Raw genomic sequence first — 22,997 nt, forward strand, 5'->3', positions numbered from 1 at the left:
CCCCCCCCCACCCACCCCCCCGCCCGTGGTGCCGCGGGGTAACGGCGCGTCGGCGGTATACGCGGTATACCTGAGCGACCGCATCGACCCCGGACGCGGCTTGCACCGCTGCCACAGAAACACCCGTCCCCTGTAGCAGCGGCGCAAGCCGCGTCGGCGGTATACGCGGTATACCTGAGCGACCGCATCGACCCCGGACGCGGCCTGCACCGCTGCTACAGAAACACCCGTCCCCTGTAGCAGCGGCGCAAGCCGCGTCGGCGGTATACGCGGTATACCCGAACGACCGCATCGACCCAGACGCGGCTTGCACCGCTGCTACAGAAACACCCGTCCCCTGTAGCAGCGGCGCAAGCCGCGTCGGCGGTATACGCGGTATACCTGAGCGACCGCATCGACCCCGGACGCGGCTTGCACCGCTGCCACAGAAACACCCGTCCCCCTGTAGCAGCGGCGCAAGCCGCGTCGGCGGTATACGCGGTATACCTGAACGACCGCATCGACCCGGACGCGGCTTGCACCGCTGCGACAGAATCACACTGACCCCCATAGCCGCGCCGGCTTTCACTACAGTGATGCATTGACCAGTGGGCATTCAAAGTCCATGAAGAACAAAGTTTTTCTTCTGCTCGCTAAATGAATATTAATAGTTAATATTGTTCATGGTTTCTGCTGGATTTTATTCTGGTGTGGGCCTATATATTGATCACGGCCACGATCCTCCTTCCTCAGGTCGTGGACTCGCTAAGTGAATAAATAGCGCGTGCCTGCTTATTTAGCAGTGCGAGGCATGCTCATGCCTGGAGATCGTCATGACAAGTAAAAAACAGGATCAAGCCGACCCCTTGAGCGATGAGTCGGCAAAGTCGCTCATTGCCAGAATTGAAAAACAGCAAGCGCAGGGGCGTCGCGCCTTCGGTCAATGGGTGGTGAACGTCCCTGGTAACTTCCCGACCGGTGAATCGTATCCAGGGAGGCAGAAGTTAGGCGGCGGACTGTCTATTTCGGAAGATGGCAAGACAGCCGAAGTTACCGGTATCAGTGCGAGTATCGTTCACCCAGGAGCCGACTGGCTAGGCGTTGCCATCAAGTTTCCAGCGGACAAAGGCGTTGGAAGTTATACGATAGAGAAAAACGGCTCCGTATCAGGGTATTTCTCTTGGAGCTGGAGTGGAATGCCCCAGTTTCTGACTGGAACCATAACGTCTGGAACGTTGGTCATCAAAAAAATTGGCCTGCCCAATGAGCTGGATATAGAACTGGAAGACGTTCACTTTCAATCCCTCGCTACGCCGCCCTGCGTTGAAGGTAAGTTTACAACGGATAGCGCCGACCACAGCCGGGACGGTTAAAGACAGGCATAACCACCGTACTGGAAACGAGCCGAATCATCAAAACGCCGGACCGGAGCAGCTAAAGGACATCAAGATCATGACCAAGAAAACACGCACCCTCGCTTCCCCGTTTGAGCAACTCATTCAGGATTTTTTCGAAAACGGAATATCGTCCCGCAGTGCGGCTGATACCAAGGTGAAGAAAGGGCTAATCGTACTCACTATCCCTGAAGGCGCTGAATCTATAAAGCACGAAGCGTCTGGTCATTTCAGTCCCGAAGATGGCGGCCTTTTGGTGGCAGGCGGCAGAGTGGTTGGAAACGGCAATGACTGGACCGGAGTGTTGATGTATTTTCCTGACGATACCGCGCCTGGCACCTATGTGATTTCGCGGCCAGGAACACCGGGAAGTGGCATCTTCGGTTATGTGGCCTATAAACGGGGCGACCGTTCGTTACAGCTTGCTACCATGATGTCGGGCAATATCACATTCACAGCTCAAGAATTCGACATCCAGCACCTTAGGCTCACATTCGACTCCGTGCAGTTAGGAGGCGATGGGCTGAGCGATGTAAAGGGGAGCATGACGTTTGGCTGACCAAGAGAACGTGCGGAACGCCACCCTTCCTCAATAGGGAAGTGGCTTCCCGTTTATGACTAAGCGACGTGACTGTGTGTGGGTGTTGCCATGAGTGGAAATGATAAAGACCAAGTCAAAAATTCGAATGAATTCGCAGCTAATTTATTCATTAAAAAATCGAGGCGTTGAGATCTGGAAGTGGTTCTGCTCTGGGCGATTTTAAAATCAATGTTCCTGGCCATTATCCAGGCCCGGGTACACCTCCCTATCCGGGAAAACAAACACTCAGCGGTGGTGTAGGCTATAATCCCGACCGAGGTGTTATCGGTATCGGCGCCTCGCCTTTGGTCGTCCCCCCAGGGGGCGACTGGCTAGGATTGGCAATTGAAATTCCCGCGACTGCTACCGCAGGCAGGTATTCTTTTGAGAAAAACCCTGCGGTAACAGGCAGTGTGTTTTGGAAGTGGAGCGGACAGTATTACCTGAGCGGGACTATCATTTCAGGCACGTTGATCATAAAGAAAATCTCTCTTCCGCTCATCTTTGAGGCGCGACTGGAAGGCGTGCGGCTCCGATTTATTGATACGCCGCCGTGCATAGAAGGTGAGTTCAAGACGTACTGATAAGCCTGGCTGATTGCGGGCAGTCACCTTACGTAAATCGATGTTCTTCAGCACTACAGCTACAACGCCCGTAGCTGTAGTGCTACCTGCGCCACAGGGCGTCGCAAGTCAACTCTAGGCCGGCCCCACCGGCTTCAATTTCGCCAATTTCGCCGCCACCACCAACGCCACCGTCAACAGCCCCGCGATAAACCCGCCCACACCCGTCCAGCCCCCGTAGTGCCAAGCCATCCCGCCCGCAGTCCCGGCTACGCTAGACCCTGCATAGTAGCTGAACAGATACAGCGAAGACGCCTGCCCCTTGGCTGTCAACGCCCGGCGGCCGATCCAGCTGCTGGCCACCGAGTGCGCGCCGAAAAAGCCGAAGGTGAACATCAGCATCCCCAGCAGAATCACCGGCACCGGGTTGAACAAGGTCACCAGCAGACCCGCGAACATCAGCACGATGCTCATCCAGAACACCTTGCGTCGCCCGTGCTTGTCGGCCAGGGATCCGACCTGTGCCGAGCTGTAGATGCCGGCCAGGTACACCACTGACAGCAATCCCACCAAGGCCTGGCTCAGGCTGTATGGCTCGGCCAGCAGGCGGTAGCCGATGTAGTTGAACAGGGTGACGAAGCTGCCCATCAGCAGGAACGCTTCGAGGAACAGCCACGGCAATCCGGCGTCCTTTAAGTGCATGGTGAAGCCTTCGATCAAGCCACGGGGGTTCATCCTGCGTGGGCGGAAGTTGCGCGATTCGGGCAGAATTTTCACGAACACCGCTGCCGCGATCAGCGCCAGACCGCCCACCACCAGCAGGGCGGTGTGCCAGCTGACGAAGTCGATCAGTACGCCGGTGATCAGGCGTCCGCTCATGCCACCGATGGCGTTGCCGCCAATGTACAAACCCATGGCCAGGCCGATGTGCTGGGGGTGTATCTCTTCGCTGAGGTAGGTCATGGCCACCGCCGCGAGGCCACTTAGGCTAAGCCCGGTGAGGGCGCGCAACAGCAGGACGCCGTCCCAGCTCGGCATCAAGGCGCTACCGATCGTGCATGCCGCAGCGCAGAACAGGGCCGCGACCATGACCGGCTTGCGGCCGATGCTGTCGGAGATCGGCCCGGTGATCAACAATCCGATGGCCAGCATCCCGGTCGCCACCGACAGCACCAGGCTGCTCTGGGCGGCATTGATGCCGAACTCATGGGACAGGATCGGCATCATGGGTTGTACGCAGTAGAGCAGGGCAAAGGTGGCGAAGCCGCCGCTGAACAAGGCCAGGACCGTTCGCAGGAACTGCGGGGTGCCTTTTTCGATGTACTGTTCGTTGAAGGAATTGGCGTTTTGATGAGGGGTATCAACAGCTTGCGCAGGAGGCGCGACAGCAGTCTTCACGGTGACCTCGGAGTTGGGGCGGCAGGAGTTGGAAAACTATATAGCTGGCTAATGATTTCTGCCAACATCCTGCGCGCTCGTTACAGCAGATTGTAGGAGAAATCCGAGAATCAACGCCCCAGCGCGCTAGCAACTGTAATACTCTGGTCACTACACTCGAGGCTTTGCCTGTCATGGAGGGGTATCGATGCGGCGCGTGGTGTTCAATCAGAAAGGCGGCGTGGGCAAATCCAGCATTGCCTGCAACCTGGCGGCCGTGAGTGCCAACGAGGGCTTTCGTACGTTATTGATCGACCTCGATGCCCAGGCCAACTCGACCCAATACCTCACCGGGCTCACCGGCAACGATATCCCGATGGGCATTGCTGATTTCTTCAAGCAGATCCTGTCGTCCGGACCGGCCAGCAAGAAAGGCAAGGTGGACATTCACGAGACGCCTTACGATAACCTGCATGTCATCACAGCTTCTGCAGAGCTGGCCGACCTGCAGCCCAAGCTGGAAGCCAAGCACAAGATCAACAAGTTGCGCAAACTGCTCGACGAGCTCAGTGAAGAGTACGACCGGATCTATATCGATACCCCACCGGCGCTGAATTTCTATGCGGTGTCGGCGTTGATCGCAGCAGATCGTGTGTTGATTCCCTTCGACTGCGACAGCTTTTCCAGGCATGCGCTCTATGGTCTGCTCGACGAGATCGCAGAATTGAAGGAAGACCACAACGAAGGCCTGGAAGTGGAGGGCATTGTGGTCAACCAGTTCCAGCCTCGCGCCAGCCTCCCTCAGCAGATGCTCGACGAACTCATCGCCGAGGGCTTGCCCGTCTTGCCTGTGTACCTGAACAGCTCGGTGAAGATGCGCGAATCCCATGAACTGAACATCCCGCTGATCCACTTGGATCCGCGGCACAAGCTGACCCAGCAATTCGTCGAATTGCACGACCTGCTCGAACAAGCCTGAACCCGCATCGCAAGCTGCGTCCGGCGCCGATACGGTCTTTCAGGTGCACCGCTTGCACCGCGGACGCGGCTCGAGAAAGAAGAATCACGGGTCATTCAATATTCCTTTCACGCCCCAAAAGGCGAGGATATTTTAAGGCGTTCAAGGGTTTGCGAGTAGCGTTGTGTCTCGCTCCTCACGGACGGGGTTCTGGCTTGGGGCAAAGCACGTCGAAAGAACCTTCCGTCAACGTGATTTCGTTGTCCAGCTCCACTTTGAACGTGCCCACTGCGCGAGTCCCTAGGGGTCGGGTCAATATCACTTTTCCGCTGACTGCTTTGTAAGCCTTCATATAACCACCAATCATTTTCGTATACGACACTTTGACCGGTCCATCCGGTTCGATCTGGTACTCATCAGCTGGCAAATCGTCTAGGAGTATCAGGCCCACAGTGTCAGATTCTCGCTCCCCCTGAGATCTAATCGCATGAATGTATGCATACCAATATCCAGTTTGAGGAGGAAACTGGCTGCGTCCACCTTCGAGGGTTTGGTACCTAAAGGATTTATCGTCAAGTTTAACTTCGAAAGCGTTGTCTTGTTTGACCGAATTGTTCATTGCTATCACCTCGATGTTGATGAGTGGTGTGCGTGTGCACAGCCAAACATTAGCATCTTTGATGACGTTGAATAGACCAATTCAGAATAAAATTGCTTATTTTAATAAATAAGGCCCCATGATGTCTGTCTTGTGTCGCGTAGCTAATTGGAAGCTAAAAGAAGAGGGTTAAGTAATAATTTTATTTCATAGCTCTGTGTGGTGAATAATAGTGTACGTCCAATTATTGATGTTTTTGGATAGAGCGTATCAGCCGCGTTTTGTCGGTGGGCAAGTTATTGGGTGACTGACCCTGCAGTTGCATAGCCGCTTGCCCGAACTGGCGCAAAATACTTGCATGGCCCGCACCTGTCGGCCATTCGTCCACCGGCAGTTTCAAGTCGCTCTTGATCCAGCCGCCTTGGGCACGTTGAGTCAACTGAAGGGTTTGTTCAACATCACCGTTGATTTGCACCGCCTCCTTTGAGATGTTCAGCCAGCCGTGATACGGGCCTGCGGTTGAGCCCATTGCAGTACGGGCGGGGAATCATCAGTGAGCCACTCATGCCGAGATCCTCGCTCATGCGTATAAGCAACAACAATGTTCGCCTATACGAACAGAGTCATCGTTGCGGATATTCGACATTGAATAATAGATAGGGCGTATACTGGGCCAGTGTGAAAGGAAAAATGAATAGTGCCCAAGATTAGGTCTGACGATTTCCCCAAGCCTGAGTACTTTCAGAAATACCATCGCGAACCCATGACGCCTCTTGCAAGTAAAGCGGCATCATGTGTCTATCGCTCTGTTACCACCCAAATTTTCGGAGATGTTTAAGGTGTTGAAGAGTTTGCGGATCGTAGTTCGCCCCGCGGGTGGTGCCCCTGGGTTCCGGCTTAGGACAATTCACGTTAAAAGCACCTGCAGTCAATTGGATGTTTGAGTCCAAAAACCGCGCCTCGAACTCGCCCGCGACGCGACTGCGGGGGCCAAGAGTCAGTGGTACCCAACCGCCGGTTGCGATGTAAGACTTAGCTACTGAGGCAGAAAATTTGACATACGTTACGTCCACAGGTCCGGGGGGCTGTAATTGGATAGCGATCGGGTTGCAAAAAATCATCGAAATTCAGTATGATCAAGTCACCTATATAATCTGGTCCTGTAGGGCTGAAACGCCTGTTGGCTGAGATGGTCGCATACCAATTTCCGTCAACCTATAGTTTTCTTTCACCAACGAGTATGGTCTGCGGCCAAGGTTGACCGTCCAGTTCCACCTGGCATCTATCGGGTTGCTCATCGTAATCGTAATCGTTCATTGTTCTAATCTCGTTGTGGGGGGGCGTAAACTACAAATCCTAGATTAGTTACGGCGAACGTATCGGTTAGGCTGATTTGGCATAAAGCACATGGTTTTTAATAAGCAGTTCTCTACAATGTTCAAGTTAAGACGCTTAGGCAGTTAAAAAGCAAGAGAATCGTTAGATCTGTATATTATTGTTCAATGGCGCAGGGTGTGAATCAGAAAAGACATCTCGCGATCGGTATTTTTAAATTGGGCGTAATGAATTTTCTTGGCGTCGATACAGTAAACCCGTTTCGATGGTGTTGCATTTGCTGATACCCACACGGGTACGGGGACGGTTGATACGATCGATAACAGGGGTGGGCGGGAGTACATGTACTCCAAGCCCGCCCCATCACGACAAACAGTGCGTGCAACCTAACGGCGGTGGGCGCACACAGTTTCACACCCCCTGTAGCAGCGGCGCAAGCCGCGTCGGCGGACAAGGTGACCTGTCTGATACCACGCGGTGAGGCCTGACGCGGCTCGCGCCGCTGCTACAGAAACACCGCGATCCCTGTAGCAGCGGCGCAAGCCGCGTCAGGGCCGCTATGCGATTCTTCAGGTTCCTACCGATCAACAATCCCTTGGGCGCGTAGCCAGCCCACTAACTGGGGCAGCGGCATTGCACCGCTCTGTCGCGCGACTTCCCGACCGTTCTTGAACAGGATCAGGCTCGGTATCGAGCGAATGCCGAGCTGCGTGGACAGCTGCGGGTTGGCCTGGCTGTCCAGTTTGGCCAGCCGGCAGTGGCCCTGCAGTTGCTTTGCCGCCTGTTCGAACACCGGTGCGAAGGACTTGCACGGCCCGCACCAGTCGGCCCAGACGTCCACCAGCAATGGCAGGTCGCCTTTGATCTGGCTGGCATAGTCGCCTTGAGTCAGCTCGAAGGGTGTATCGAGCAACACCGCCGCCTTGCACCGCCCGCACTTGGGCTGGTCTTGGAGGCGCGAAGCAGGAATGCGGTTGAGCCCGTTGCAATGCGGGCAGGGGATTACCAGTGAGTCGCTCATGCCGGGCTCCGGTTGCACAGGTGAATCGGGTATGGGGTGGCGTTTCGTCGAGCTGCACCCAAGTGGGGCTTGTAAGACTGAAGGTTCGATCGACCATGCCACTGCTCAATAGCGCACAGGTCAATCATGGCTTCACCGTCTTGAGCTCATGCTCAAGGCTGCGCTGCACGAACTGATTGATGCTGACGCCCAGCGCAGCCGCCGCTTCAGTGACCTGGGCATGCAGCGTTTCAGGCAGCCGGAGCTGAAATTTCCCCGAGTAGCATTTGACTGGCTCGATCCCTTCCTCTGCGCACACTTGCAGAAATACTCGCAACGACTCGGCGCCTTCGGTCTTCAATGCGCTGACGCTGTCGGCGTGAAAGTCCGCACCGCCATTCAGATTGATGAACTCCCCGCGAAAAGTCCCGACTTCCGGGTCGTACTGGATGACGGCCCGATGGCCGTCGATGATCATGATGTTGTTCATGCTTCGATTCCGTTGACTGCCAGCCAATTGCGGATGCTTGCCACTGCGGCCTTGTCGGTTTCCGGGGACGGATGAGGGCGATGGAACACCCGCACGGTCCCGAAAAGAACTACCGCCACTCGTGAGCCTTCCCGCTCTTGCACCTTGCCTCCCAATTCGATGAACAATCGCTCGATGCGTGACCAGCGGATTGTTCCTGACACAGGGCGAGCGTAGATCGCCTCAAGCACGTCAATGTGTTTGAGCTTTGAAGGGTTCATCGTAACGCTCCGTACTCTAAAATGGTACCAGAAATAGGTACCGTTCCAGATAGAGATTTAGGGGCACACGATGATGTGCTGGTTGCAACGAAACGGCAGTCGGACAGGCTTGAAAGCGATGTAGGCGGTGTCCGATGCATGCCGTTGATAATAGAGAGTCAGCCACCCCTCACGACGAACAACTGATCTCCAGATGCTTGCCCCACTCCGGTGGCCGTTCCGCGTAGCGTTCCATGCCCGGTTGCGCTTCGAACGGGTTCGAGAGCACCTGGTGCAATCGCCGCACCTCGGAGTAGTCGCCGTCTTCGGCGGCATCGATGGCTTTCTGCGCCAGGTAATTGCGCAGGATGTACAAAGGATTGACCTGATTCATGCGCTCGGTACGACCGTCGACCACATCACGATCCATACGCGCCTGATAATCGGCCGCCCAGGTATCGAAGCCCTGGATATCGACGAAGTCATCGCGCAGATCGGACAGCGCGCCGGCTTCGCCCAGGCGCCGGAAGAACAGGTTGTAATCCACGCCGCTGTTCTGCATCAGCCCCAGCAGACGTTCGAGCAGCACCTTGTCGCCGTCTTCGGCCAGGGTGAAGCCCAGTCGCCGCCGCATGATGTCCAGATAGGCAGCCTCGTACAGTGGCAGGAACAACCCCAATGCTTCCTGCAGCGCCGGCACTTCGATCAAGGGTGTCAACGACTGAGCCAGGGCGCTCAGGTTCCAGTGTGCCACCGGCACCTGGTTGCTGAAGCTGTAGCGGCCTTCATGGTCGGAGTGGTTGCAGATGAAGTTCGCGTCGAAGTCATCCAGGAAGGCGAACGGTCCGAAGTCGAAGGTAATGCCCAGAATCGACATGTTGTCGGTGTTCATCACCCCGTGACAGAAGCCGTAGGCCTGCCATTGCGCGATCAGCTCGGCGTTGCGCTCGACGATCTCGCGGAACATGTCCAGGTAGGGCTCAGGCTGGGTCGCGCAGCCGGGAAAATGCGCCGCCAGCACATGGTCGACCAACTGTTTCTGCAGTTCGGGTTGGCGGGTGTAATAGAAGTATTCGAAATGACCGAAACGCACGTGGCTCGGCGCAAGGCGCAGGAGCATGGCGGCGCGTTCCTGCTTTTCACGCCATACCGGCGTGTCCGACGCGATCACGCACAGGGCGCGGCTGCTGGGAATGCCCAGGGCGTGCAAGGCTTCGGACGCCAGGAATTCGCGGATCGAGGAGCGCAGCACTGCGCGGCCATCGCCTCGGCGCGAGTAGGGCGTAGGTCCGGCGCCCTTGAGGTGCAGGTCCCAGTGTTCGCCAGCGTCGTTGTACACCTCGCCGAGCAGTACGCCGCGGCCGTCGCCCAACTGAGGGGTGTAGCCGCCGAACTGATGACCCGAATAGATCATCGCCCGCGGCTCGGTTTCGCTCCACAATTTGTGGCCGCTGAACAGCTCGGCGAACAGCGGCGTCTGGGCACACGCAGGGTCCAGGTCCAGCAGGCTCATGGCTGCATCGCTGGCCACCACCAGCCGTGGATTGTCGATGGGCTCCGGCAGAACGTGAGTGGAAAAGACGTCGCCCAGGCGGGCGAAGCGGTTGTCGAAGATCAGTTCGTCGAGGCCTTTCATGTGCGTTCTCCGTGGGCGTAGTGCGCTCAGTCAAGTTTCGAGGGGGGCGGCTGGGGTGCGTCGACGACCCGAGGCGTGCTCGGCGGCTCCGCCTGTGCAGGCATAGCGGCCGGCTGCAGGGTGCCGGTGCTCTCGCCTGACTCGGCGGGCACCAGCTTGTACTCTTTGCCGGTGGTGTTCTTCAGGTAGATCTCCATCTGCCGGAACGAAATGTTGATGTTCTGGCGTTTGAATTCCTTGTTGATGAACCGATTGATCTCGTCCAGCACCGGATTGCGGTCGCCCAGGTCACGCACGTGCATGCGCAGTTCGTGGTCCAGGGTGCTCTCGCCGAAGTTGAGGAAATACACCAGCGGCTCCGGTTCCTTGAGCACCCGTGGATTGTCCCGTGCCGCTTTGAGCAGCAGGGTCCGCACCAGGTCCAGGTCCGAGCCGTAGTCCACGCCCAGCTTCAAGGTCACCCGGGTGATGGTGTCGGTCAGCGACCAGTTGATCAGTTGCCCGGTGATGAAGGTCTTGTTGGGGACGATGATGTCCTTGCGGTCGAAATCGGTGATCGTGGTCGCGCGGATACGGATCTTGCTCACCGTGCCCGACAGGTTGCCGATGGTGATGGTGTCACCGATGCGCACCGGGCGCTCGAAGAGAATCATGATGCCGGAGATGAAGTTGGCGAAAATCTCCTGCATGCCGAAACCGATACCCAGCGACAAGGCCGCGACCAGCCATTGCAGCTTGTCCCAGCTCACCCCCAGGGTCGACAGCGTGGACACGAAACCGACACCGGCAATCACGTAGGACAGCAAGGTAGTGGTGGCGTAGGCGCTGCCTTGGGCCAGGTTCAGCTTGGACAGTACCAACACTTCCAGCAGCCCCGGCAGGTTGCCGGCCAGCACGATGGTGATGCCGATGATCATGGCTGCACCGATGAAGTCGCTCAGGCTGATCGGCACCATGCTCATGGCGGCGCCGGTGCCGCTGGTGTATTCGTACAGGGTGATGTTGTCCAGGTAGGCGAACACGCTGATCAGGTCGCTCCAGACCCAATACAGCGCGCCGATGAAACCGGCCAGCAAGGCCAGGCGTACCAGGCGCAGGGATTGCTGGTTGACCTGTTCGATGTCCAGGGTCGGCTCTTCTGCCACCGGTTCACCTTCGCCGCTGTCCTTGGCCAGCTGTCGCTTGGCCAGCGCCCGCTGGTAGGCCAGTCGCCGGGCGGCGACGCTCAGCCCTCGCACGAACGCGGCTTCGATGACCAGCCAGATCATCAGCAGGTACAGGGTGTCGATCAGCCGGTCGGTGAGCTTGAGCGCGGTGTAGTAGTAGCCGAAGCAGACCGCCACGAACAGGGCGATCGGCAATGCCGTGAACAGCAGACCGATGGCACGGCGGAACAGTGAAGCGCTCTTGTGCGTCGGGCTGCTGATCAGCAACCGTCCCAGCAGCCAGGCCATCAATGCATAACAGGTGAGCACCACGGCGATGCCGAGCACGTCATCGGCCAGCGCCGAGGGTTGCAGTTCGGCCACCGCCACCACTGAGACTAAAGCCAGCACGACGAAGCCCAGGCGGCGCACCCAGCCTTGCAGAAAGGCCACCTGCGCCCGCTCCCAGCGGAAATGCAGCTCGGCCACGCCGCCGGGGGCGAGGATGCGGTACGCGGTATAGAACACCAGCCACGCCTGGGCGATCTGCAACATGGCCGCGCCCAATCCGGCATTCTGCCCGCGGGCATCGATCAACAGGGCATAGCCGCACAGGGCCAGGCCCAGGGCCATAGGCATGGCCAGCAGAATGTTGATCAGGATAGCGGCAGGCGTATGCCACTGGCGGTCGCGCTTGAAGTGGCCTATGTCCTGATGCACCGCATTGAGTTTCTGGTAGAGAAACGCGCGCTTCCATTGCAGCAGGCCGATCACCAGCAGCAGCGGCAGGAACAGCAAGGGTCGCTGCACCAGGCCGTCGGTCAGTTCGCTCACGCTGGACGCCCAGGGCAGGGTGGTGACCTGGTTTTCCAGGCGCCGCGGCACCGCCTTGAACCACTCGTCATCCAGCGGCTTGTTGCTGGGGATCCAGAACATCTGCTCGTCCAGCGTGGCACGCAGGCTTTGGGCGGTGCTGAGCAGCTGTTTCTGGTTGAGCTGCAGGGTGATCGATTCGTTGAGCAGTGCGCTCAGTTCTCGGTTCAGCCGTTCGAGCAGATCGCTGCGGGTGACCGCCAGCTCCAGCAAGCTTTTGCGCAACTGCGGCGTGTTCTGGTCCTGCGCCTGATTGGCCAGCAAGTTATCCACATACGCTGCCGGATTGCTGATGGCTTCTCGCTGTTGGTTGACCTCGAACTGGTACAAACGGATATCGGCGATCTCGTCCGCCAAGTCGCGGTCGACCTTCAGGTGGGGCAGCGCTTGCTTCTGCTTGTAGAGAATCTTGGACAGCAGCAGGCTGCCCTTGAGCACGCTGATCTGCTCATCCAGGGCCTGGTCGCTCTGGGTCACGCTGTCGAGCTGCTGGCGGGTCTTGAGGTTCTGCTGGGTCAGCTCGTTGAGGCGGTCGGTGCTGCGCAGGAGGTAGTCGGACAGTTTGACGTTGGTCGCACTTTCAGTGGCCAGCACGCTGCTGCCGCCGGCTTTCTGTGCTTCCAGCGACTGTTTGGTCACCGTTTCCTGGGACTGCGCCAGACGCTTTTGATTGATCAGCGTCTGCAGGTCCTGGATTTCCTGATCCAGCCGAGTGGTTTTCTCCAGCACCAGATCGTGCCGGGCATTGCCCAGGTCTTGCAGGGTGCTGTTACCGGCCAGTTCCTGGCGGCGCAGGTTGATCAAGGCACCGATGGAGGCCTGTTCGGCCACCAGTTGGTTGCGGGTGTCGGGCGTCAGCGCCTTGCCGTCGTTCTTGCCCAGCTTGAGGATGCCGTTGATCTGCTGGATGCGGTTCTGGCTGGCGCTGATCTCGGTCTGCGCGCGTTCCGGTCGGGTCTGCGCGGTAATGATCAGGCTGTTGGCATCGGACAGCGCCTTTTGCAGCTCGCCTTGTTCGGTGGTGCGCTCGCTGAAGATCTGCTCCAGCTGCGGCACACTCAAGGTCGCGTAGCGCTGAGTCACCGGGATGACCGGCGCGCCCTTGAGGCGGCTCAGCTCACGCTGCGCCTCAAGGGTCTGCTTGGGTGCATCGGTGAGTTGCTGCTTGAGATCAGCCAGCTTGCGTTCGTTGTCTTCCTGATTGCCGATCAGGCCCAGGGTCTGTTCGAACACCTGCTGCAGAGCCTTCTGGTCGGCTTCTGGCAGCTTGCGTTCGGCGATCTTGTCGAGGTTCTGCTGCACCGTTTCGCGGTTCAGCGGGTCGGCAGCCTGAACGCTGGCGACAGCCATGCACAGCCCCAGCAGGGCTGCGGAAAGAAAATTGCGCATAGGTTAAGAGTCGTACAGCTCGAAGAGAGATGGGCAGTTTAGAGGAAGAGCCCAGGCGCTGGACGACTTCCTTCGGGGAATTTGACGCCCACTTTCATGATCCGGTTCCCGTCCATGACCGCGACCGTCCACAGCGTGCCATTCCACTCCACGTGGTCGCCGACGATCGGTGCGCCGCCGACCCGCTGCATGATGAAGCGACTGAGCGGCATCTGCGGATCCAGACCGTCGAGCTTGAGGCCGTAGAGCGCCGAGACAGCGCCCAGTTCGGCGTCGCCTTCGAGCACGAAGTCGCCGAAGAAACGCAGGTCCAGACCGCGTTGTGGTGCGCGGCTGAACAGTTTGCCCAGGGCGGGCAGGTTGTGCTCATGGCCGATCACGCACAGCAAGTCGTCCACTTCCAGCACCGTACTGCCCGACGGGTGGAGCAGTTGCTGGCCGCGAAACAACGCGGCAATGCGGGTGCCTTCGGGCATCTTCAGCTCGCGCAGGGCGGCGCCGATGCACCATTTTTCCGCGCCCAGGCGATAGACGAACAACTCCCACTCGCTGGTGATGTGCACTTCGAGGGCCGAGCGGGAGATCGGCGCCGGGTCCGGCGGCACAGTGACCTTGAGCAGCTTGGCCACCCACGGCAGGCTGGTGCCTTGCACCAGCAGCGACACCAGCACGATAAAGAAGGCCAGGTTGAAGAACAGCTGCGCATCCGGCAGCCCGGCCATCAACGGGAACACCGCCAGAATGATCGGCACCGCGCCGCGCAGGCCCACCCAGGAAATGAACGCCTTTTCGCGGCCGTGGAAGGCCTTGAACGGCAGCAGCCCGACCATCACCGACAGCGGCCGCGCGACCAGGATCATCCACAGCGCCAAGGCAAGGGCGGGCAGGGCGATGGGCAGCAGGTCGTGGGGCGTGACCAGCAGGCCCAATACCAGGAACATGCCGATCTGTGCCAGCCAGGCCATGCCGTCGAGCATGTGCAGAATGCCATGACGGCTGCGAATTGGCTTGTTGCCCATCACCAGGCCGCACAGGTAGACGGCGAGGAAGCCGCTGCCGTGCAGGGCGTTGGTCAAGGCGAACACCAGCAGACCGCCGGCCACCACCAGGATCGGGTACAGGCCGGTGGCTAGGTTGATGCGGTTGACCAGTTGCAGCATAACCCAGCCGCCGCCCAGACCAATCACGCCGCCGATGCCGAACTCGCGCAGCAGATGGCCCAGCAGGCCCCAATGCAGGCCGGTCTGGCCGCTGGCGATCATGTCGATCAGGGTCACGGTGAGAAACACCGCCATGGGGTCGTTGCTGCCCGATTCGATTTCGAGCGTTGCGGTTACCCGCTCGTTCAGGCCCTTGCCACCCAGCAGCGAGAACACCGCTGCGGCATCGGTGGAGCCGACGATGGCGCCGATCAACAGCCCCTGAATCATGCTCAGGTCGAACAGCCAGGCTGCCACCGCACCGGTCAGCGCAGTGGTGATCAGCACCCCGACCGTGGCCAGCGACAGTGCCGGCCACAACGCCACGCGAAAACTCGAAACCCGCGTGCGCAAGCCGCCGTCGAGCAAAATCACTGCCAGCGCCAGGTTGCCGACCAGGTAGGCCGTGGGGTAGTTGTTGAAGATGATACCGCCGCCATCCACACCAGCGGCCATGCCGACGGCGAGGATGATTACCAGAATGGGAATGCCCAGCCGAGAGGACAGCGAGCTGACCAGAATACTTGCACCCACCAGCAACGCGCCGATCAAGAACAGGCTGTTGATGAAGGTGGCGTCCAAGGGCAGTACTCCGTAAGCAGTGGCAGAACCGGCAACATGCAGGCCTCGTGCCAACGGATTCTAACCCGTGTAAACACATGTATGTCAAAGGATTTGCCCGGCGCCGCCCATACGTCGCAGGCAAGCGCGCAGGGTCCGCGGCCCACAAACACAACGGGCGCCCTGAGGCGCCCGTTGTGTCGAACCGATCAGCTTCAATCGGTCAGCATCAGCCGATGCTCATCAGGCTGGCGTTGCCGCCGGCCGCAGCGGTGTTCACGCTCAGTGCCCGCTCGATCACCAGACGCTCCAGGCAGATCCCGGTTTCACCCTGGGACAGGCCGTGTACGCCGACGATGGCACCGCCGCGCTTGGCGATCTGCTCGCAGACCGCGCGCAACTGATCGGAATCACCGTGATGCAGCACTGCGCCGAACAGCACCTCGTCCTTGTTCCACTCCGGTACCAGCTTGACCCGTGCCTGAACTTCCTTGGGCAGACGGGCGCGCACGGCCTTACTCAAGGCATTGTCCGGCAGCACTGCGCTGGAGCCCACGGCCATCACCGCTGCCAGTTGCACCAACAGGTCGGCTTCCACCTCGGCCAGGCACAGTACGTGCTCGCGCGGCAGGATGGTGTAGCTGTTGCGTTCACCGGTCGGGCCATCGAGCAGACGGGTCACGCCGCTCTGCGACTGGATGGCAAACTCGCCGCACAGTTGCGCCAGTTCGGCCTGCTGGGTGCTCGCGGCCCAGGCTTGCAGCGCCTGCAACGGCTTGCCCAAGGCATCGCGCAGGCGCACGTCGGGGGCGAGCCCGGCGTCACTGCGCTGGAACGACTGGGCGATGGCATCGTTGGGTCGGGTCGACAGCAGGCGGTACAGGTACAGAGGGCCACCGGCCTTGGGACCTGTGCCCGACAGCCCTTCGCCACCGAACGGCTGCACACCCACCACAGCGCCCACGATGTTGCGGTTGACGTAGACGTTGCCGGCATGGACGTTATCGATCACCTTGGCGATGGTCTCGTCGATGCGCGTGTGCACGCCCAGGGTCAGGCCATAGCCGGAAGCGTTGATCTGAGCGATCAACTGATCCAGATCGCGACGCTTGTAGCGCACCACGTGCAGCACGGGACCGAAGATCTCGCGTTGCAGCTCATCGAAGCTTTCCAGTTCGATCAGGGTCGGCATGACGAAGGTGCCGCGCTTGATCTCGGCGCTGTCGGCAATGGCCATCTGGTAGACGTCACGGCCTTTGTCGCGCATGCCCTGGATGTGCTTCTCGATGCCAGCCTTGGCCTCGGCGTCGATCACCGGGCCGATGTCCACGCTCAGACGCTCGGGGTTACCAAGGCGTGCTTCGGCCATGGCGCCCTTGAGCATTTCGATTACGCGGTCAGCGGAATCTTCCTGCAGGCAGAGCACGCGCAGGGCCGAGCAACGCTGGCCGGCGGAGTCGAATGCCGAGGACACCACATCGATCACCACCTGTTCGGTCAGCGCCGAAGAATCGACGATCATCGCGTTCTGGCCACCGGTTTCGGCGATCAGCGGAATCGGTCGACCCTGCGAATCCAGGCGCCCGGCGATGTTGCGCTGCAGCAGTCGCGCCACCTCGGTGGAACCGGTGAACATCACGCCTTTGACCCGCTCATCGCCCACCAGCCGTGCGCCGACGGTTTCACCGCGGCCCGGCAGCAGTTGCAGCACGCCTTCCGGAATGCCGGCGTCGAGCAGCAGGCGTACGGCCTGAGCGGCCACCAACGGGGTTTGCTCCGCAGGCTTGGCCAGCACCGGGTTGCCCGCGGCCAGCGCCGCAGCCACCTGGCCGGTGAAGATCGCCAACGGGAAGTTCCACGGGCTGATGCACACCACTGGCCCCAATGGGCGATGGGCGTCGTTGTTGAAGTCATTGCGCGCCTGCACCGCGTAGTAGCGCAGGAAGTCCACGGCTTCACGCACCTCGGCAATGGCGTTGGCGAAGGTCTTGCCGGCCTCGCGGGCGAGCAGGCCCATCAGCGGCTGGATCTCGGCTTCCATCAGGTCCGCGGCACGCTCCAGCACCGCAGCACGCTCGGCCGGCGGGGTGGCCTGCCAGATCGGGCCGTTGATCAGCGCGCACTGAATGGCGTTGTCGACGTCGGTGACCGTGGCCTCCTGGACATGGCCGACCACGTCGCGCAGGTCGGACGGGTTCAGCACCGGCTGGGCCGGTTCGTTGCTGGCCTCGCAGCCCAGCAGCGGCAGGGCTTTCCAGTCGTTGTGAGCCGTGGCCAGCAGGGCGGACGACAGCGATGCGAGGCGATGTTCGTTGGCCATGTCGATGCCGGCCGAGTTGGCCCGGTCGCTGCCGTACAGATCGCGCGGCAGGGGGATGCGCGGGTGCGGCAAGCCGAACTGACCTTCCTGGGTCGCCATCCGCTCGATGGTGGCCACCGGGTCGGCGACCAGTTCCTGAATGGAGATGGACTGATCGGCAATACGGTTGACGAACGAGGTGTTGGCGCCGTTCTCCAGCAAGCGGCGAACCAGGTAGGCCAGCAGCGTTTCATGGGTACCGACCGGTGCATACACACGGCATGGACGGTTCAGCTTGCCATCAGCCACCTTGCCCACGACCTGCTCGTACAGCGGTTCGCCCATGCCGTGCAGGCACTGGAACTCGTACTGGCCCGGGTAATAGTTCTGACCGGCAATGTGGTAGATGGCAGCCAGGGTATGGGCGTTGTGGGTCGCGAACTGCGGGTAGATGACTTCCGGCACCGACAGCAGCTTGCGCGCGCAGGCCACATAGGAAACGTCGGTGTACACCTTGCGGGTGTACACCGGGTAGCCTTCCAGGCCCTCGACCTGAGCGCGCTTGATCTCGCTGTCCCAGTAGGCGCCTTTCACCAGGCGGATCATCAGGCGATGACGGCTGCGACGAGCCAGGTCGATGACGTAGTCGATCACATACGGGCAGCGCTTCTGGTAGGCCTGGATGACGAAGCCGATACCGTTCCAGCCGGTCAGCTGCGGCTCGAAGCACAGGCGTTCGAGCAGGTCCAGCGACAGCTCCAGGCGGTCGGCCTCCTCGGCGTCGATGTTCAGGCCGATGTCGTATTGCTTGGCCAGCAGGGTCAGCGACAGCAGGCGCGGGTACAGCTCTTCCATCACGCGCTCGTACTGGGCCCGGCTGTAGCGCGGATGCAGCGCCGACAGCTTGATCGAAATGCCGGGACCTTCATAGATACCGCGGCCGTGGGAGGCCTTGCCGATCGAATGGATCGCCTGCTCGTAGGAAGCCAGGTATTTCTGCGCGTCGTGCTCGGTCAGCGCCGCCTCACCCAGCATGTCGTAGGAGTAGCGGAAACCCTTGCTCTCGAATTTGCTGGCGTTGGCCAAGGCCTCGCCGATGGTTTCGCCAGTGACGAACTGCTCGCCCATCAGGCGCATGGCCATGTCGACGCCCTTGCGAATCATCGGCTCGCCGCTCTTGCCGATGATGCGGCTGAGCGAAGACGACAGGCCCGATTCGTTGTGCGTGGACACCAGCTTGCCGGTCAGCAGCAGACCCCAGGTCGCGGCGTTGACGAACAGCGACGGGCTGTTGCCCAGGTGCGGGTGCCAGTTGCCGGTGCTGATCTTGTCGCGGATCAGCGCATCGCGCGTACCCTTGTCGGGGATGCGCAGCAGTGCTTCGGCGAGGCACATCAAGGCCACGCCTTCCTGGGAGCTGAGCGAGAATTCCTGCAGCAGGCCCTGAACGATCCCGGCACGACCACCGGCGCTCTTCTGGTTGCGCAGCTTTTCGGCGATGCGCGCGGCCAGCTTGTTGGTGGCGTCGGCCATGTCGGCCGGCAGGCGCGCCTGCTCCAGCAGCATCGGCACCACTTCGGGCTCGGGACGACGATAGGCGCCAGTGATTGCAGCGCGCAGTACCGACTGCGGCAGGATGCTTTCGGCAAATTCGAGGAAGCACTGGTGCGCGTGGTCCGGCAGAATATCGCCCGCGTCGTCATTGCCACTCACCCCGGCCCCGGACAGCTCGGTCAGCGTTGCGCCCCCTTCAAGCTTCTCCAGATAGTTGAAGATCGCCTGCTTGATCAACCAGTGCGGCGTACGGTCGATGGACTGCGCGCAAGCCTTGAGGCGTTCGCGGGTCGGGTCGTCCAGCTTGACGCCCAGGGTAGTGGTTGCCATTTCTTGTCCTCATCAGGGCCACGGTGCGTGGCAATAAAGCCGGCGGCAAGATTAGCCGTGCGCTTTGCGGGGTGCAACTAGGTGCAACCTTGATCTGGATGAAAGTTGCACCGCTCGACGGAAAACCTTTTTGCATGGGTTGAATCTGCACAAATCCGGTGCGGGTGTGTAGCCGTAAACAGGCAAATGCTCCGAAAGGAAGCAGATGCGTCGTGTTTATCCAGATGTTTCCAAAGGTGCAACTTGCTTGCCAAAAGGGTTGCGCCTGTCCGTAATGCCGGCCTAAAGTTCGGCCCCCTCAGGTCAACCCGCACGTTTTGCAATCTGCCGACCTGCGTCATGAACGCCGAGGCGCGCTCGCAGGCTCATAAAAACAAAGCAAGGAGACACCCCATGAGTGTCAGCAATCCCACGCTGATCACCTTCGTGATCTACATCGCTGCCATGGTCCTGATCGGCCTGTTCGCCTACCGCTCTACCAACAACCTTTCCGACTACATTCTCGGCGGACGCAGCCTTGGCAGCGTGGTCACCGCATTGTCGGCCGGTGCCTCGGACATGAGCGGCTGGCTGCTCATGGGCCTGCCGGGCGCGATCTACCTGTCGGGTCTTTCGGAGGTCTGGATCGCCATCGGCCTGATCATCGGCGCCTACCTGAACTGGTTGTTCGTCGCGGGCCGGCTGCGCGTGCAGACCGAACATAACGGCGACGCGCTGACCTTGCCGGACTATTTTGCCGGGCGCTTCGAAGACACCAGCGGCCTGTTGCGGATCATCTCTGCGGTCGTGATCCTGGTGTTCTTCACCATCTATTGCGCATCCGGCATCGTCGCCGGCGCGCGGTTGTTCGAAAGCACCTTCGGCATGTCCTATGAATCGGCCTTGTGGGCTGGCGCCGCGGCGACCATCGCCTACACCTTCGTCGGCGGCTTCCTGGCGGTCAGCTGGACCGACACCGTGCAGGCCACGCTGATGATCTTCGCCTTGATCCTCACGCCCATCGTCGTGGTGCTGGCCACCGGCGGTGTCGACACGGCGTTCCTGGCCATCGAGGCGCAGAACCCGGCCAATTTCGACATGCTGCGCGGCACGACCTTCATCGGTATCGTTTCGCTGTTGGGCTGGGGCCTTGGCTACTTTGGCCAACCGCACATCCTCGCCCGCTTCATGGCCGCCGACTCGGTGAAATCCATTGCCAAGGCCCGGCGCATTTCCATGACCTGGATGATCCTCTGCCTGGGCGGCACCGTGGCCGTGGGCTTTTTCGGCATCGCCTATTTCTCGGCCAACCCCGGGCTGGCAGGTGCAGTCAATGAAAACCACGAGCGGGTGTTCATCGAACTGGCCAAGATCCTCTTCAACCCGTGGATTGCCGGCGTGTTGCTGTCGGCCATCCTGGCGGCAGTGATGAGTACCCTCAGCTGCCAGTTGCTGGTGTGCTCCAGCGCCCTGACCGAGGACTTCTACAAAGCGTTCCTGCGCAAGGGCGCGTCTCAGCGCGAGTTGGTCTGGGTCGGTCGCATGATGGTGTTGCTGGTGGCGCTGGTCGCGATCTGGCTGGCGTCCAATCCCGAGAATCGCGTGCTGGGTCTGGTCAGCTACGCCTGGGCAGGATTCGGCGCGGCATTCGGGCCGGTGGTGCTGATTTCGGTGGTCTGGAAAGGCATGACCCGCAACGGCGCCCTGGCTGGCATTCTGGTCGGCGCGGCGACGGTGATCCTATGGAAACACTTCGAGCTGCTGGGGTTGTACGAGATCATTCCGGGCTTCGCGTTTGCCAGCCTGGCCATCGTGATCGTCAGCAAGCTGGGCCGTGGTCCGTCACCGGCCATGATCAGCCGCTTCGAACGCGCCGAGGCGGCTTTCCACCAAGGCAAGTGATGCAGTGCCTGGGCGGATCGCCTTCGCGGGCTGAGCCCTCTGCCCGCGAAAGGGCCCGTCCAGCCACCGCAAAAACCCTATCTGAAATGCTAGACTCCTGCCCATCTGCAGGAGTCCCCATGAACTATCGTCATGCCTTCCACGCCGGCAATCACGCCGACGTGTTCAAACATATCGTCCTCACCCGGTTGATTGCGCTGATGTCGCGCAAGGAACAACCGTTCGCCTATATCGACACCCATGCCGGCCTCGGCCTGTACGACCTGAGCGGCGACCAGGCGACCCGCACCGGTGAATGGCTCGAAGGCATCGCCCGCCTGTGGCAGGCCACCGACCGCCCCGCGCTGACCGACGACTACGTCAAGGTGATCAACCGCCTCAACGCCGAAGGCGAGCTGCGTTACTACCCAGGGTCGCCCGAGCTGGCGCGGCGGCTGATGCGCCAGCAGGACCGCGTGCTGCTCAACGAAAAGCACCCGGACGATGGCCAGCTGCTCAAGGACAACATGAAGAAGGACCCACGCGTTGCGGTGCACCTGGGCGAGGGCTGGCACGTGCCGCGAGCCTTGCTGCCCGTGGCCGAAAAGCGCGCGGTGATGCTGATCGATCCGCCGTTCGAACAGCTGGACGAGTTGCAGCGCTGCGCCAAGGCCATGAAGGAAACCATCGGCCGCATGCGCCAGACCGTGGTCGCCATCTGGTACCCGATCAAGGACGATGCGCGCGCCCTCAAGCGTTTCTACCAGGAGCTCACCAGCAGCGGCGCGCCCAAGCTTCTGCGCGTGGAGCTGCTGGTGCACCCGCTGGACACGCCACAGAGCCTGAACGGCTCGGGCCTGGTCATTTCCAACCCACCATGGGGGCTGGAAGAAGAGCTCAACACGCTGATGCCCTGGTTGGCCAATCTGCTCGGCCAGAGCCAGGGTGGCTGGAAGATGGACTGGCTGATCGCCGAATGACCCTCAGGGTGTGAGGCACACCCCGGTTCCGCCCAGCCCGCAATAGCCTTGCGGGTTCTTGGCCAGGTACTGCTGGTGATACGCCTCGGCGTAGTAGAAGGTCGGCGCCGGTTCGATCTGTGTGGTGATCTCGCCGTGGCCGGCTGCGGTCAGCTCGGCCTGGAAAGCCTCGCGGGTCGCCTCGGCAGCGGCCAGTTGCTGCGGGCTTGTGCAGTAGATCACCGAGCGGTACTGAGTACCGATGTCGTTGCCCTGGCGCATGCCCTGGGTCGGGTTGTGCGACTCCCAGAACACCTTCAGCAACGCTTCGTAGGACGTCACCTGCGGGTCGAACACCACCAGCACCACTTCACTGTGCCCGGTCAGTCCCGAGCAGGTTTCCTCGTAGGTCGGGTTGGGCGTCATGCCGCCGGCGTAACCGGCCGCCGTGGTGTACACGCCAGGCTGCTGCCACAGGCGACGTTCCGCGCCCCAGAAGCATCCGAGGCCGAAAATTGCCGTTTCAAGCCCCTCGGGAAAGGGACCCTGCAGCGGCTTGCCGTTGACGAAGTGCGCCTCCGGTACGCTGATCGCGGTGTCCCGGCCGGGCAGGGCCTGTTGAGCGGTGGGCAAGTCTTGTTTCTTCACCAGAATTTCCGAACGCAGGACCATCGTGCTG

The 22,997-nt window shown here is 60.4% G+C and carries 16 protein-coding genes; 5 read left to right on the forward strand and 11 right to left on the reverse strand.

Features of this window, described 5'->3' with window-relative positions; genetic code table 11:
• Positions 1–812: 812 nt before the first annotated feature.
• Both QMX89_RS19805 and QMX89_RS19810 read left to right on the forward strand, forming a co-directional pair.
• A complete protein-coding gene (locus tag QMX89_RS19805) occupies positions 813–1,352 on the forward strand; it encodes a hypothetical protein (RefSeq protein ID WP_282349527.1) in 540 nt (179 codons plus the stop codon).
• Between the two features lie 79 nt (positions 1,353–1,431).
• Positions 1,432–1,932 (forward strand): hypothetical protein, encoded by a 501-nt coding sequence (locus QMX89_RS19810; protein ID WP_282349528.1) that lies wholly within the window; start codon positions 1,432–1,434, stop codon positions 1,930–1,932.
• 719 nt (positions 1,933–2,651) lie between these two features.
• Here the strand turns inward: QMX89_RS19810 and QMX89_RS19815 are convergent.
• On the reverse strand, positions 2,652–3,836 hold the full coding sequence (locus QMX89_RS19815; protein ID WP_282349551.1) for an MFS transporter: 1,185 nt from the start codon (positions 3,834–3,836) through the stop codon (positions 2,652–2,654).
• A 265-nt stretch (positions 3,837–4,101) separates the two neighbouring features.
• On the opposite strand from QMX89_RS19815, the gene QMX89_RS19820 reads away from it, so the two are divergent.
• A complete protein-coding gene (locus tag QMX89_RS19820; protein ID WP_282349529.1) occupies positions 4,102–4,872 on the forward strand; it encodes a ParA family protein in 771 nt (256 codons plus the stop codon).
• 175 nt (positions 4,873–5,047) lie between these two features.
• Here QMX89_RS19820 and QMX89_RS19825 read toward each other — a convergent pair whose 3' ends face one another.
• From QMX89_RS19825 to putA, 9 genes are all read right to left on the reverse strand, one after another.
• On the reverse strand, positions 5,048–5,470 hold the full coding sequence (locus QMX89_RS19825) for a hypothetical protein (RefSeq protein WP_282349530.1): 423 nt from the start codon (positions 5,468–5,470) through the stop codon (positions 5,048–5,050).
• Positions 5,471–5,693: 223 nt separating this feature from the next.
• Complete coding sequence (locus QMX89_RS19830; RefSeq protein WP_282349531.1) at positions 5,694–5,978, reverse strand: hypothetical protein; 285 nt, start codon at positions 5,976–5,978, stop codon at positions 5,694–5,696.
• Positions 5,979–7,361: 1,383 nt separating this feature from the next.
• Positions 7,362–7,805 carry a thioredoxin TrxC gene (gene trxC / locus QMX89_RS19835; protein WP_282349532.1) on the reverse strand — a complete coding sequence of 148 codons (444 nt, stop codon included), beginning with the start codon at positions 7,803–7,805 and terminating at the stop codon, positions 7,362–7,364.
• 124 nt (positions 7,806–7,929) lie between these two features.
• Positions 7,930–8,262 (reverse strand): type II toxin-antitoxin system HicB family antitoxin, encoded by a 333-nt coding sequence (locus QMX89_RS19840; protein WP_236707120.1) that lies wholly within the window; start codon positions 8,260–8,262, stop codon positions 7,930–7,932.
• An 8-nt stretch (positions 8,263–8,270) separates the two neighbouring features.
• Complete coding sequence (locus tag QMX89_RS19845; protein WP_282349533.1) at positions 8,271–8,534, reverse strand: type II toxin-antitoxin system HicA family toxin; 264 nt, start codon at positions 8,532–8,534, stop codon at positions 8,271–8,273.
• A gap of 169 nt (positions 8,535–8,703) precedes the next feature.
• Positions 8,704–10,149 (reverse strand): protein adenylyltransferase SelO, encoded by a 1,446-nt coding sequence (gene selO, locus QMX89_RS19850; RefSeq protein ID WP_282349534.1) that lies wholly within the window; start codon positions 10,147–10,149, stop codon positions 8,704–8,706.
• A gap of 26 nt (positions 10,150–10,175) precedes the next feature.
• Positions 10,176–13,556, reverse strand: a complete 3,381-nt coding sequence (gene mscK, locus QMX89_RS19855) for a mechanosensitive channel MscK (protein ID WP_282349535.1) — start codon at positions 13,554–13,556, stop codon at positions 10,176–10,178.
• Between the two features lie 38 nt (positions 13,557–13,594).
• Entirely contained in the window at positions 13,595–15,337 is a 1,743-nt protein-coding gene (locus QMX89_RS19860; RefSeq protein ID WP_056844638.1) for a potassium/proton antiporter, read from the reverse strand.
• A gap of 208 nt (positions 15,338–15,545) precedes the next feature.
• A complete protein-coding gene (gene putA, locus QMX89_RS19865; RefSeq protein WP_282349538.1) occupies positions 15,546–19,499 on the reverse strand; it encodes a trifunctional transcriptional regulator/proline dehydrogenase/L-glutamate gamma-semialdehyde dehydrogenase in 3,954 nt (1,317 codons plus the stop codon).
• A 393-nt stretch (positions 19,500–19,892) separates the two neighbouring features.
• Here putA and putP point away from each other — a divergent pair, with 393 nt between their 5' ends.
• The gene (gene putP, locus QMX89_RS19870) at positions 19,893–21,380 is read left to right on the forward strand and encodes a sodium/proline symporter PutP (RefSeq protein WP_282349540.1); all 1,488 of its coding nucleotides are present in this window, start codon (positions 19,893–19,895) and stop codon (positions 21,378–21,380) included.
• Positions 21,381–21,499: 119 nt separating this feature from the next.
• Positions 21,500–22,339, forward strand: coding sequence for a 23S rRNA (adenine(2030)-N(6))-methyltransferase RlmJ (gene rlmJ / locus QMX89_RS19875; RefSeq protein WP_282349542.1), 840 nt, complete (start codon positions 21,500–21,502; stop codon positions 22,337–22,339).
• 3 nt (positions 22,340–22,342) lie between these two features.
• Here the strand turns inward: rlmJ and msrA are convergent, their stop codons facing one another.
• Positions 22,343–22,990 carry a peptide-methionine (S)-S-oxide reductase MsrA gene (msrA, locus tag QMX89_RS19880; protein WP_090360923.1) on the reverse strand — a complete coding sequence of 216 codons (648 nt, stop codon included), beginning with the start codon at positions 22,988–22,990 and terminating at the stop codon, positions 22,343–22,345.
• Positions 22,991–22,997 lie beyond the last annotated feature (7 nt).

Source organism: Pseudomonas sp. PS01301 (assembly GCF_029960215.1).
Taxonomy (GTDB): Bacteria; Pseudomonadota; Gammaproteobacteria; order Pseudomonadales; family Pseudomonadaceae; genus Aquipseudomonas; species Aquipseudomonas coleopterorum.

Excerpts from the sequence above, each read along its gene's own strand:
- putP (WP_282349540.1), top strand. The coding sequence starts at position 19,893 with ATGAGTGTCAGCAATCCCACGCTGATCACCTTCGTGATCTACATCGCT.
- mscK (WP_282349535.1), bottom strand. The coding sequence starts at position 13,556 with ATGCGCAATTTTCTTTCCGCAGCCCTGCTGGGGCTGTGCATGGCTGTC.
- msrA (WP_090360923.1), bottom strand. The coding sequence starts at position 22,990 with ATGGTCCTGCGTTCGGAAATTCTGGTGAAGAAACAAGACTTGCCCACC.
- QMX89_RS19820 (WP_282349529.1), top strand. The coding sequence starts at position 4,102 with ATGCGGCGCGTGGTGTTCAATCAGAAAGGCGGCGTGGGCAAATCCAGC.
- QMX89_RS19845 (WP_282349533.1), bottom strand. The coding sequence starts at position 8,534 with ATGAACCCTTCAAAGCTCAAACACATTGACGTGCTTGAGGCGATCTAC.
- rlmJ (WP_282349542.1), top strand. The coding sequence starts at position 21,500 with ATGAACTATCGTCATGCCTTCCACGCCGGCAATCACGCCGACGTGTTC.
- selO (WP_282349534.1), bottom strand. The coding sequence starts at position 10,149 with ATGAAAGGCCTCGACGAACTGATCTTCGACAACCGCTTCGCCCGCCTG.
- QMX89_RS19805 (WP_282349527.1), top strand. The coding sequence starts at position 813 with ATGACAAGTAAAAAACAGGATCAAGCCGACCCCTTGAGCGATGAGTCG.
- putA (WP_282349538.1), bottom strand. The coding sequence starts at position 19,499 with ATGGCAACCACTACCCTGGGCGTCAAGCTGGACGACCCGACCCGCGAA.
- QMX89_RS19825 (WP_282349530.1), bottom strand. The coding sequence starts at position 5,470 with ATGAACAATTCGGTCAAACAAGACAACGCTTTCGAAGTTAAACTTGAC.
- trxC (WP_282349532.1), bottom strand. The coding sequence starts at position 7,805 with ATGAGCGACTCACTGGTAATCCCCTGCCCGCATTGCAACGGGCTCAAC.
- QMX89_RS19810 (WP_282349528.1), top strand. The coding sequence starts at position 1,432 with ATGACCAAGAAAACACGCACCCTCGCTTCCCCGTTTGAGCAACTCATT.
- QMX89_RS19830 (WP_282349531.1), bottom strand. The coding sequence starts at position 5,978 with ATGGGCTCAACCGCAGGCCCGTATCACGGCTGGCTGAACATCTCAAAG.
- QMX89_RS19840 (WP_236707120.1), bottom strand. The coding sequence starts at position 8,262 with ATGATCATCGACGGCCATCGGGCCGTCATCCAGTACGACCCGGAAGTC.